This is a genomic window from Verrucomicrobiia bacterium (assembly GCA_026414565.1).
In the GTDB taxonomy this organism is placed as follows: domain Bacteria; phylum Verrucomicrobiota; class Verrucomicrobiia; order Limisphaerales; family Fontisphaeraceae; genus Fontisphaera.
Genome location: JAOAIT010000065.1, coordinates 26,421 through 37,874, shown reverse-complemented (window position 1 = coordinate 37,874; position 11,454 = coordinate 26,421). Strand labels below are relative to the sequence as shown.

The following is an 11,454-nucleotide window of genomic DNA, read 5'->3' as shown; positions in this document are numbered from 1 at the left end:
TTTGAATCGGTGGCGGAGCGGCGCTAATCTTGCCGCCGGGCTGGCGTATTGCGGCCCGGCGTGACCATGACCCACAAGATCCACCACAGCAGACTGCTGCGAAATCCTGCGGCGTCAATCAATCGCCGGGAATGGCTGCGGCGTCTGGCCTGCGGCGGGACGGCGTTGCTCTGGCTTGATGCGTTGCGGGCTCAGACACCGGCGGGCGCGGAGCAATCCAGCTTGATTCCCTTCGCCCCGGATGGTTTTCCCCCTGCGCTCATTCCGGCGCCGAAGGACCCGGCGCAATGGCCGGCATGGCGTGAGGCCTTGATGAAGATGCGGAGCAAAATCCGGGCGAAGTTGAATTACTCGGATGCGCTCTATCAGCGTCCCGACTTTGCCTGGGTGTCCTCGTGCTTCTGCTGTTGTTTTTTAATGTTGAACGACGAGCGGTTTTTGGACGCGCGCCGGGGGCGTTACCGGGTGGAGGAGTTTTTGGACGCGGAAGCGCAAACCTTTGGCGGCTATGACGCGGTGGTGCTCTGGCAGGCCTATCCGTGGATTGGCGTGGATGGGCGCAACCAGTTTGATTATTACCGCGAGCTGCCCGGCGGGCTGCGGGGTGTGCGCCAGGTTGTCCGTCGCTTTCAAACCCGTGGGGTCAAAGTCTTTCTTTGTTACAATCCTTGGGACACGGGGACGCGCCTGGGGGGAGAGGATCATCTGGCGTCGCTGGTCCAGATGGTAGCTGAGCTGGAGGCCGACGGCATCTTTTTGGACACCTTGGACAAGGCTGCTGGTGATTTTCGCCAGCGGCTGGATGCGGTGCGCCGCGGGGTGGCGCTGGAGGGCGAGCTGATGCTCCCGTTGCAGAACGTCCATGATCATCATTTGTCATGGGCGCAGTGGTGGGGTGAATTTGACAGCCCCGCGCCCGGCGTGCTTCGCAACAAATGGTTTGAACGCCGCCACATGCAGCATCAAATCCGGCGCTGGGAATGGGATCATTCCAGCGAGCTGCACACCGCCTGGATGAACGGCAGCGGGATGATGGTGTGGGAAAACGTCTTCGGCCAGTGGGTAGGGTGGAACGCCCGCGATCGCTCCCTCCTGCGCACCCTCCTGCCCATTCAGCGGCGTTTTGCCGCCTTGTTTGCCGGCGAGGCATGGATGCCGTTGGTGCCGACACTTCATCCGGCGGTTTTTGCCTCGCAATGGGGCGAGGGCACGGAGCGGCTGTGGACATTGGTGAATCGTTCAGACAAGGCGGTGCAAGGGCCGCTGCTGGCCATTCAAGGCTCAGCCGGTCAGCGGTTGTTCGATCTTGTGCAAGGACTTGAAATCCGGGCTGAAAACAAAAATGGCCTGTGGATTCTTTCTGGGAGCCTTCGCCCCCGCGGCGTGGGTTGCTTTTACGCCCGGGAAGCCGGCCGGCTGCCTCAAGGTTGGAATGATTTTCTGCGCCGACAACAGCGGGTGCATGCAGCGGCCAGTGATGACACCACGCCAGCCCGTTCGGTTGCGCAACGCATTCCTGTGACGCCCACCCGGATTCATGCGCAAGCGCCTGAAGGCATGATCCGCATTCCTGCGGCTACGGTGGAGCTGACGGTGGAATTCACCGTGCGCGAGCTGGGCTATTACGAGGCCTCCCCGGATCGTCCCCACACCAGCAGAGGGACCCGCTCCTTTGTCCGGCGGGTGGCGCTCAAGCCTTATGCTATTGACGCCACGCCTGTCACCAACCGCCAATTTGCGGCCTTCATGAAAGCCACGAAATACCGGCCGGCCATCCCGGATAATTTCCTCAAGCATTGGGGGAATGGCCGACTTCCCGCAGGGCTTGAGGAGCATCCGGTGGTTTATGTCACCCTAGACGATGCCCGCGCCTATGCCGCCTGGGCCGGCAAACGGCTGCCCACGGAGGAGGAATGGCAATACGCCGCGCAGGGGCCCACGGCGCTCAAATACCCTTGGGGGCAGGAGGATGATCCGGCCCGACGCAACGGGGGACAAACCGGCGGCACCACGCCGGTGACGGCGTTTCCGGGCGGTCGCTCACCTTTTGGCCTGTACGATTGCTGCGGCAACGTGTGGGAGCTGACGGAAAGCGAACACACGGATGGGCGCAACCGCTTTGTGCTGCTCAAAGGCGGTTGTTGGTACAAGGCGGAAGGGTCGATTTGGTATTTCGACGGCGGCCCCCGTCCGAACGCGCACACGGCCAAACTGCTGCGCTTCTGGCCCGGTTTGGAGCGTTGTGCCACGGTGGGCTTCCGGTGCGCGGTGGATTTGGGAAGTTAGCCGTCCGGACTCCCTCGCTGGTCCCCCGTGAAGTTGCGGTATTAGGGCTTGAAACCAATCTTGGCGGACTGGATAAGTACACCATGAACCCTGTGAGTCGGCGTCGTTTTTTGCAACAGACTGGTTTTTGGTCGGCAACCTCCGCGGGCATGCTCTGGACGGTTCAGGACGGTTGGAGTGCCAGTGGCCCGGCGGAAATGGCACCCTCCACGATGGAACTGTCGGTGAGCGGCACGCGATTCCGGCTGGACGGGCGGCCTTTTCCGTTCACGGGGGTGAGTTTTTTCAACGCGCTCTACAATCCCGCGTTTAATCGTGACTCCGCCAGCCGCCGCCAGTGGCTGAGGAAGTTTCGGAGTTACGGCATCAACGTCCTGCGCGTGTGGGCGCAATGGGACAATAAACGCGGGTTTGTGGACGCCGCGCCGACAAGCACTTTGTATCAACCCGATGGGACTTTGCGGCCGGCGCCGCTGCAGACGCTCAAGGCGTTGCTCACGGATGCGCGGGTGGAAGAGATGGTCATCCAGCTCTGCCTCTTTGCGCAGGAAAGTTTCCGGGAAGGAATCCGCCTGCCGGCTGGCGCGGATGAAAAAGCGGTGCGCGCGCTGGCCGCCGAGTTGAAACCATGGCGGAATCTGACGTTGCAAATCTGGAATGAACACCACGACGAGCGCGTGCTGCCGCTGGTGCGCGCGCTGCGGGAGGAAGATCCGCGGCGGCTGGTGACCAGCTCGCCCGGGGTGGCGGGCGTCCTGGGGCCGCGGGAGCTGAACGAAACACTGGATTACCTGACACCGCATACCAGCCGTCAGGGCCAGGGCAAAACATGGATATTGGCCCCGCGGGAGATTGCGAGATTGCTGGCCGAGTATAAGAAACCGGTGGTGGACGATGAACCCGCCCGCAATGGGACGGCCAATTTTGGCGGCCCGCGGGAAGTCACCCATCCCATGGATCACATTTTGCATATTTGGGAGGTGTGGAAGGTGGGCGGGCATTCGGTGTATCATCACGATATGTTTCAGACCGGCTATGGCACGCCCGCCTGCCCGCCGCATGGCATCCCCGATCCGGAGTTTAGCGCGTATCATCGGCAGGTGTTCGAGTTCTTGAAACTTCGTGATCGCTATCAACCGCCCCCCGCCCCCTAGGTTCCAGCTTGCGGGAAAAACGCCAAGCGGGCTGCGGCAGAGTGGCCAGCCGGTTTTCTGCCGCGGTGTCCGTTTCCACCTTACCGCTCGTGCCACAACCGGGCTGTGCCCCGGGCCCATCTTGGGAAAAGGGTTGGTGCGTGGGCTTGCCAATCGGGACTCAAAGCCCTGGTGGTTGGGAGACTCCGTGGAGGGCGTCACGCGACGCCCTCCGGTTATGCTTGGGGAGCTTTGGCGTCTGAGGGGGATGATGGGGAGGGAAGAGGGGAGTTGTTATGCAACATTTCCTGGCGCGAGATGAGGCCGATAAGATGGCTCGAAACGGGAATGGTGAGCACCTGGAAAAAGATGGCGAGGACAATTTTCAGGCCCTGCCGGGGATCCTCCAACTGCAGCCAGAGTCCCAGCAGCATCAGGAAAATGCCCAGTGTGAGCGCCTTGGCCACGGCGTGGGAGCGGCAGAGCACATCGGGCAGGCGCACCACACCAATGGCCGCAGTGAGAATGAGCAGCGCTCCGAGCAGCAGGCAGAGTATGGTAAGGAGGTGGATCATAACTTTTTCCGGGCTTCCACGGTGGCGGGCGTGGAGGATGGGGGCTGGCGGGTCTGGCGCAGGTGGACCACAAACGCCACGGTGGTCAGGAAACCGAGCAGCGCAAAAACCAGAATCAGCTCCAGGAAAAGGGGCGTCTGCCATTGGATGGAGAGCAGAATGATCATGCCCACGGCGCAGGTGGTGATCAAATCAAATGCCAGCACGCGATCCAGCACGGTGGGGCCACGCGCCAGCCGGTACAATCCCAGGAGGATGGCCACAAACAGGAGGACAAAGGACAACAGGATGGTGAGATGGATCATCGTGTGAACGCCAGCAGGGCGGGTTTGAGTTTGTTGTCCAACTGGGCGCGGAGCTGTTCCGGCTCCTGCGCGTCCAGGGCATGGAACACCAGCGTTTTGAAATCGGGACTGATGTCCACGGTGGTGGTGCCGGGCGTGAGGGTGAGGCAATACGAAAGAATCAAAATTTCGGTGCGGCTCAGACCGCTGACGTCGTAGGTCACAAAGCCGGGCCGCAGGGTGGTGGGTGGGCGAAACAAAACCGTCCACGCCACGTTGAGATTGGCCGTAATGAATTCCCGGGTGAAGAGGAGAATAAAGCGCACCAGGCCAACCCAGCGGCGAATGTAATCTTCGGCGCCCACCACACTTTTGAAGGCGGCGAGAAGCAGGAAGCCCGCCAGAAATCCCAGAGCAAACACGGCGGGCGAGGGGGACTGGCTGAGCAGCAGCCAGATCGTGGCGATGAGCAGATTCAAGGCGAAGGCTTTCATGGGGGGCCTCCTTTGCCCAGGGCCTTAAACACCGCGGCGGCGTAGCCTGGTTGATCCAGGGTTTGGGTTGCGGCCTTGAGGGCGACTTGCATGATCGCCTCCGCGCCCAGACCAATGGCGAGGGAGATGGCCGTCAATCCGGCCACCACCATGGTCATGCGCCGCCAGCGCGGGCTGTTCAACCGCACCGGGGTGCGGTCATTACCGCCCCAGAAGGTGGCATTCCAAATCTTTAACATGCTCATCAGTGTCAACAAACTGGCCACCAGCGCGGCCAGAACGAGCACGTAGCGCCCCTGCTCGAAACCCACCACCAGGATGACATATTTTCCCCAAAAACCGCTCAGCGGAGGCAGGCCGGCCAGGGAAAGAGCCTGGGCAAGAAACAGGACGCCCAGCCATGGGGCATGCCGCCAGAGTTGGCCGCCGCGGGCCAGGTTGTCGGTGCCGTTCAGTTCCGCCGCCACTCCGCCGATGAGAAACAGCGAGGCTTTCACGATGATGTGATGAATGATGTAGAAGATGGCGGCGGCGAAGGCCAGGGGCGTGAAAAAGCCGAGGGCCAGCACCATGAAGCCAATCTGACTGAGGATGTGGAAGGAAAGAATGCCTCGAATGAACTGGCGTGAAAGGGCGCCCAGCACGGCGATCACCATGGTCAGCCCCGCCAGGGCGGCGAGGAGTTGATGCGCAAAATGCAGGTCATGCGGCAGCACGGTCCCAAACACACGGGCCAGCACGTACACGCCCACTTTGGTCAACATGCCGGCGTACAAGGCTGCCAGCGGGATGGGGAGGGTGGGGTAACTGTTGGGCAGCCAGTAATAAAGCGGAAAGAGACCGGCTTTGATGCCAAAGACCACCAGCAGCAACATGGCCAGCGTTTGCACGCGGGGATCGCCGCCCATGCTGGCGCTGCGGAGGGCGATGTCGGCGAAGTTCAGCGTGCCAAACAAACCGTAAGCCAGGCCGGCGGCACAGAGAAAGAGGGCGCTGCCCACCAGGTTGATGGCCACGTAGGGATAGGCCTGTTTGATGTCCCAGTCATCGGCTTCGAGGGTGAGCAGGGCATACGACGCAATCAACATGACCTCAAAGCCGACAAACAAGTTGAACAAGTCCCCCGTGCAGAAGGAGAGGTTGATGCCCAGCACCAGGAATTGCACCAGCGGCAGGCGCAAGGGATGCTCGATGCTGACGGGGCTTTCGGCAAAGCCATAGAGCAGAGTGGCCAGGGCAATCAGCGAGGTCAGGCAGACCATGACCGCGGAGAGCGTGTCCACCACCAACACAATGCCCACGGGAGCGGCCCAGCGGCCAACGGGCAGGACGAAGGTATGACCTTGAAAAGCGCAGCTCAGTAAATACAGGGCGGCCCCCAGTTGCAGCGCGGCTGAAATACCGGCCAGCCATCGGCGGCCCACTCCCGGCCGCCCGAACAGCAGCAGCAGGGCGGTGAGCAGCGGCAGCAAGAGGGGTGTGGCAGCCCAGTTCATTCGCGGGGAGGAGATTCTGACTCAGCGTACAACTCAGCGGCATTGGTGGTGCGCTGATCCAAAAACAGCCGGTAAAGCAACAAGACCAGATAAGCCACCACCCCAAAGCCGATCACGATGGCGGTGAGAATCAAGGCCTGGGGCAGCGGATCCACCATCGGGGCCGGGGGATTGCCCACGATGGGTGGTGCCTTGCCTTCCGGCAGGCCGGACATGCTCAAAACGAGCAGGTTGGCGGCGTTGGAAAGGATGACGAAGCCAAACAGGATTTTAACGAAGCTGCGTTGCAGCACCAGATAGGTGGCGCAGGCAAACATGACGCCCACGAGGATGGCGGTTTCAATTTGCATCGTCGTCCTCCTTTCTCGGGGCTGCGGGAGCGGTCTCGTCGGCGGCTGTCCAGGCGTCTTCGATGGGGGTTTCGCGGGGTGAGCTGTAGCGCGCCTCCTCGTCCTGCACCAGGGCCCGGAGGCCGGCGGTGGATTTGGCCAGGACGAAAATAATTTTTGTGGTCACTCCCACCACCACCAGGAACACGCCCAGGTCGAAAAGCAGGGGGGTGCCCACATGCAGTTTGCCCAGAAATGGCACATGCTCCCACTGCGCATGGAAATGTTCCAGGAAAGGCCGTCCGGCCAGGACAGGAAGGAGGCCGGTGGCTGTGGCCAGCAACAGGCCCGCGGCGGCGAGGCGAACGGGATCGAAACGCAGCACGCGGTGCATTTCTTCCAGTCCCAGCGCCAGGCTGAGCAAGACCAGCGAGATGGCGGCGGCGAGTCCGCCGATGAAGCCGCCGCCGGGGTAGTTATGGCCGCGCAGCAGCAGGTAGAGGGCGAGCAGGTTGATGATGAAAAAGGCCACCCGCACCATGGTCCTAAAAATGAATGATTCTGGCCCTTTCATGGTTCCTCCTTTTCGGGGGGCAGCGTGCCAAAGCCCGGCGGGCCCAGCGGTCCCTGCTGGTATTCCTCGCGGGTGCGCTTATAGCGCATTAACAGCCCCAGTCCACCGAGGGTGGCAATGAGCAGCACGGCGATCTCGCCCAGGGTGTCGAAACCGCGAAAGTCCACGAGAATGGTGTTCACGGCGTTGCGTCCCTCGGCCAGCGGCACAGTTTGGGCCAGGAAAAAGTCACCCAGGCGTTGTTGCGCCGGTTGACTGGTGGCGACCAGGATGAGGGCGGTGGTTAGAATGCCCACGCCTGCGGCCAGACCGGCGTTGATGGCCTGCCGCCAGCCGGGTGCCTGCCAGGAAACCTCGCCCTCCTCGGCTGATTTCGGAAAGCGTCCGAGGAGGAGCAGAATGAGGAAGAGGGTGACCACTTCGACCAGGATTTGCGTCAACGCCAGGTCCGGCGCGCGATACAGAACGAAGTAAAAGCAAATCAAGAAGCCGGCCACGCTGAGGGAAATGAGCTGGGTGGTCCAACGTTGCAACACGAGCACGCCGCCCACCGCCAGAACGATCAAGGCGGCCACCAGGCTGCGCATCGCATTAAGTCTGGGCCAGTCGGCGGCGGCGATTTGCTCGAGCAAACGGGCATCCAGCCCGAAATGCCAGGCCAGGGTGCCGCCCACCGTCAGGATGACAAAACCCAGCACCACCGGCAGATAGGCCGTGGGGGAGTCGGAGCGGACAAAACGCGTCAGAGCCTTGGCGAAGGCGGCCAGGCCTTCCAGGGCGGTCTCGAAGAAGCGGTCAAATTGCCAGCTTCGCGGGATTTCATGCCAGCGCCAACGGGTGCGCACGCCCAGCCAGTAAAGGCCGAAGCCAGCGATGACGATCAGGGTGCTGGCCAGCAGCTCACGGGTGAAACCATGCCACAGAGCCAGATGGCCGGGGCGGTTCAGGCCCGCAACCGCCAGCGGTTGAAACCAGGCATCGAGCAGCGCCGGCGCCACGCCAAACAACAGGGCAGCGCCTGCGAGGATGGCCGGCGGGAGCTGCATCCACAGCGAAGGCGCATGAAACTGCCGGGCGATCTCAGGCGGCTCCGGTCCAAGAAAGATGTTCACGAAGAGACGGGTGGAGAAGGCCACCTTGACGAGGCTGGTGAGGAGCACGCAGGCAGTGGCAAACCAGCTCAGAAATTCATGCGGGCCGAGCGCTTCAAAAATCTCTTTAAGCATCATTTCCTTGCTCAAAAAGCCGGTGGTTCCGGGCAATCCCGCCATCGCCGCCGCTGCCACGAGGGTGGCTGAACCCAGGAGGGGCAGGCGGCGGAAGAGGCCGCCGAGCTGGCGGATGTCGCGGATGCCGGCGGCATGGGCGACGACGCCCACAATCATGAACAAACTGCCCTTGTACAGCACATGGTTGAAGATGTGGAGGTAGTCGTATTCGACCCCTTCGGCGGGGCCAAGGCCGTAGTACCCGATGAGGTAACCAAGCTGGCTGCAGGTGGAAAAGGCGAGAATGGCCTTCAAATCATGCGCCAGCAGGGCCAGCACGGCGCAAAAGGCCATGGTGGTGAAGCCTACGATGCTGACCAACGGCGCCCAGAGGGCTTGCTCCGCAAAGAGGGGGAACAGGCGGGCGCATAAAAAAACCCCCAGTTTCACCATGGTGGCCGAGTGCAGGTACGCACTGACGGGGGTGGGGGCTGCCATTGCGTTGGGCAGCCAGAAGTGCAGCGGGAACTGGGCCGACTTGCCAAACGCGCCCAGCAGCACAAGGCCCATCGCCACCGTCAGCCAGCCGCCGTAGTGTGACCACGGCAGGCCGGCGCCGGCCAGCGCATGAAAATCGTAGGTGCCGGTGACGGCGTAGATCATGATCAGCCCCGCCAGCAACGCCAGGCCGGTGCCGGCCGTCACCACCAACGCCTGGCGGGCGCCCACGCGCGAGCTCTCCTCGCCATGCAGAAAACCGATTAACAGAAACGATGCCAGCCCCGTCAGCTCCCAGAACACAAACATCATCAGCAGGTTGTTGGCAAAAACCGTGCCCAGCATGGCGGCCATGAACAGGACGAGGTAACTGTAAAAACGGCCGTGATGCTCAAAGTGTTCATCCAGATAGTGGCCGGCATAAAAGAAGATCAAGCAGCCCATGCCACTGACCACCAAACCGAAGAAAAGAGACAACCCGTCCACCAGAAAGGAGAGGTTGATCCCTAGTGTGGGAATCCAGGGGATTTCAATGACCAGCCGGGCGGGCCAGTGCAGGGACAACGCCAGCGTAAGCAACGCCCCAAAAGCCACCAGGGGGAAGGCCAGCGCCAGCCAAGCGACGCGCGGCCCCCATTTGCTTCCGGCCCACGCTGGCAGCAGAAAACCCACCAAAGGCAGGCCTATGGCCAGCAGCAGGCAAATGGCTCCTGTGTCCATGCTCAAGGCCCCGGTGACGGCCCGTCCGGTTCAAAGAGGGCGGGCGTCCCATACCGCCATAGAGTAGCCCGCTCTTTTTGAGTGGCCAAGTGAAACCGCCGTCACCTGGCCTTTTTGCCGGCTGGCGGGGCCGGCGGCATGAGGCCCCGCCGCATGCCATGAAGTTCCTGCCGCCAGGCTCAGACGGCGGATAGGGCGCGCTGGTACCAGGCGCGCGATGCATTGCAGATCTTGCAGACGGAGAGCATGACCGGCACCTCCACCAGCACGCCGACAACACAGGCCAGGGCGGCGGGAGAAGCCGGGCCGAAGAGGGTGATGGCCACGGCCACGGCCAGCTCAAAAAAGTTGCTGGCGCCAATGAGCGCGCCGGGGGAGGCGACGTTGTGGGGGACTTTGAACAGGCGCATGAGCAGGTAGGCCATGGAGCTGTTGAAGTACACCTGCACCAGAATGGGCACGGCCAGCAGGAGCACCGCCAGCCAGCGGGTGGTCAGGTTCTCGGCCTGAAAGGCGAAGATGAGCACCAGCGTGGCCAGCAGCGCCACGACGGTGACCGGATGAAAACGCGGGAGGAAGCTCTGTTCAAACCACTCTTTGCCGTGGGATTTGAGGAGCAGCGTGCGGGTCAGGAATCCTGCCGCCAGGGGGATGACGATGAACACCACCACCGAGGTGATCAGCACTTTGGAGGGCACGATCACATTCGCCACGCCGCAGAGAAACATTACGATGGGCGCAAAAGCAAACAGCATGATCAGATCGTTGACGGCCACCTGTACCAGCGTGTAGGCGGGATCGCCATCGGTTAAATAAGACCAGACAAAAACCATGGCGGTGCAGGGGGCCGCGGCCAGAATGATCAAGCCGGCGGTGTAATTGCGGGCGGTTTCCGGGTCAATCCAGCGCGCAAACAAGGTTTGAATGAACAACCAGGCAAAAAACGCCATGCTAAACGGTTTGATGAGCCAGTTGACAAACAGCGTCACCAGGAGGCCCTTGGGGCGTTTGGTCACTTCCAGGAGAGACCCAAAATCAATCTTGAGCATCATGGGATAGATCATGAGCCAGATGAGGATGGCAATGGGCACATTGACCTGTGATCCCTGGCCAAATTCCAGTTTGCTCAAGGCACTGATGAAGCCGGGGGCCAACTTGCCCAGGGCCACCCCCGCGCCCATGCACAGCAACACCCACAGGGAGAGGTAACGTTCAAAGAAGTTAAGTCGTTTGGCAATTTTTGTCGTTTCGCTCATAAAAACGATTATGGGTAAATCAGGTGCGCGGCGTTTTTCCGCCTGCCCTCGGCGGACAGGCAATCATGCTCCGGGAGCGCCGGCATTGGCGCAGACGCAGGGCATCCTCCCTGGCCAGGGGATCCCGGCCCGCATGTTCGAGGGCCCAGCGCAACAACTGACGCAGCGCCGGCGGCTGGCCGCGGCGGAGCAGGGCATAATACACCCAGCGCCCCGCTTTGCGGCTCTGCACCAGCCCGGCGCGCTCCAGCACGGCCAGATGGCGTGACAACGTGGAGGGGGAGAAGGGGAAAAGCGTGTTCAACTGGCAGACGCACAGCTCGCCCTGCTGCAAAGCCAGCACGAGGCGGAGCCGGGTGGGATCCGCCAGGGCTTTAAGCGTTTGGGACAGCGCCTGCAAACTTGTGCAAGGTTAGCCAAATGACTAAGAAAGTCAACACAGCCCGCCCAATTCCTCCTGCATTGCCCGGAAAACGCCCTGGCGGCAAATCACTCGCTGCCCATAGTCCTCCTGTCCGGTTACTGGCCGGTGCGGCCTCTGAGGGCGGGCCGCGCTTGACCAAGGATTTGACGGGCGAGGGGAATTTTGTGACGCTCAGGA

The 11,454-nt window shown here is 61.8% G+C and carries 11 protein-coding genes; 2 read left to right on the top strand and 9 right to left on the bottom strand.

The genetic code is table 11. The features are described 5' to 3' along the window. Positions 1-66: 66 nt before the first annotated feature. Together N3J91_15985 and N3J91_15980 are read left to right on the top strand one after the other, a co-directional pair. A complete protein-coding gene (locus tag N3J91_15985; protein ID MCX8157913.1) occupies positions 67-2,286 on the top strand; it encodes a formylglycine-generating enzyme family protein in 2,220 nt (739 codons plus the stop codon). Positions 2,287-2,435: 149 nt separating this feature from the next. Next, entirely contained in the window at positions 2,436-3,440 is a 1,005-nt protein-coding gene (locus tag N3J91_15980; GenBank protein ID MCX8157912.1) for a hypothetical protein, read from the top strand. A gap of 215 nt (positions 3,441-3,655) precedes the next feature. On the opposite strand, the gene mnhG is transcribed toward N3J91_15980, so the two are convergent. The 9 genes from mnhG to N3J91_15935 form a co-directional block, all read right to left on the bottom strand. After that, positions 3,656-3,994, bottom strand: coding sequence for a monovalent cation/H(+) antiporter subunit G (gene mnhG / locus N3J91_15975; GenBank protein MCX8157911.1), 339 nt, complete (start codon positions 3,992-3,994; stop codon positions 3,656-3,658). Then, the gene (locus tag N3J91_15970; GenBank protein ID MCX8157910.1) at positions 3,991-4,299 is read right to left on the bottom strand and encodes a monovalent cation/H+ antiporter complex subunit F; all 309 of its coding nucleotides are present in this window, start codon (positions 4,297-4,299) and stop codon (positions 3,991-3,993) included. The genes mnhG and N3J91_15970 overlap by 4 nt, the downstream gene beginning before the upstream one ends. Further along, positions 4,296-4,772 carry a Na+/H+ antiporter subunit E gene (locus tag N3J91_15965; GenBank protein ID MCX8157909.1) on the bottom strand — a complete coding sequence of 159 codons (477 nt, stop codon included), beginning with the start codon at positions 4,770-4,772 and terminating at the stop codon, positions 4,296-4,298. Before N3J91_15965 ends, N3J91_15970 begins: the two co-directional genes overlap by 4 nt. Further along, entirely contained in the window at positions 4,769-6,268 is a 1,500-nt protein-coding gene (locus tag N3J91_15960) for a proton-conducting transporter membrane subunit (GenBank protein MCX8157908.1), read from the bottom strand. The genes N3J91_15965 and N3J91_15960 overlap by 4 nt, the downstream gene beginning before the upstream one ends. Beyond that, positions 6,265-6,618: an NADH-quinone oxidoreductase subunit K gene (locus N3J91_15955; protein MCX8157907.1), complete on the bottom strand. Its 354-nt coding sequence runs from the start codon at positions 6,616-6,618 to the stop codon at positions 6,265-6,267. Before N3J91_15955 ends, N3J91_15960 begins: the two co-directional genes overlap by 4 nt. Next, positions 6,608-7,138 (bottom strand): Na(+)/H(+) antiporter subunit B, encoded by a 531-nt coding sequence (locus N3J91_15950; GenBank protein MCX8157906.1) that lies wholly within the window; start codon positions 7,136-7,138, stop codon positions 6,608-6,610. Before N3J91_15950 ends, N3J91_15955 begins: the two co-directional genes overlap by 11 nt. Before the next feature lie 29 nt (positions 7,139-7,167). Continuing rightward, positions 7,168-9,597 carry a proton-conducting transporter membrane subunit gene (locus tag N3J91_15945; protein ID MCX8157905.1) on the bottom strand — a complete coding sequence of 810 codons (2,430 nt, stop codon included), beginning with the start codon at positions 9,595-9,597 and terminating at the stop codon, positions 7,168-7,170. Positions 9,598-9,776: 179 nt separating this feature from the next. Continuing rightward, positions 9,777-10,853, bottom strand: coding sequence for an ACR3 family arsenite efflux transporter (gene arsB, locus N3J91_15940; GenBank protein ID MCX8157904.1), 1,077 nt, complete (start codon positions 10,851-10,853; stop codon positions 9,777-9,779). Positions 10,854-10,872: 19 nt separating this feature from the next. Then, positions 10,873-11,253: a metalloregulator ArsR/SmtB family transcription factor gene (locus N3J91_15935; protein ID MCX8157903.1), complete on the bottom strand. Its 381-nt coding sequence runs from the start codon at positions 11,251-11,253 to the stop codon at positions 10,873-10,875. Between the last annotated feature and the right edge of the window lie 201 nt (positions 11,254-11,454).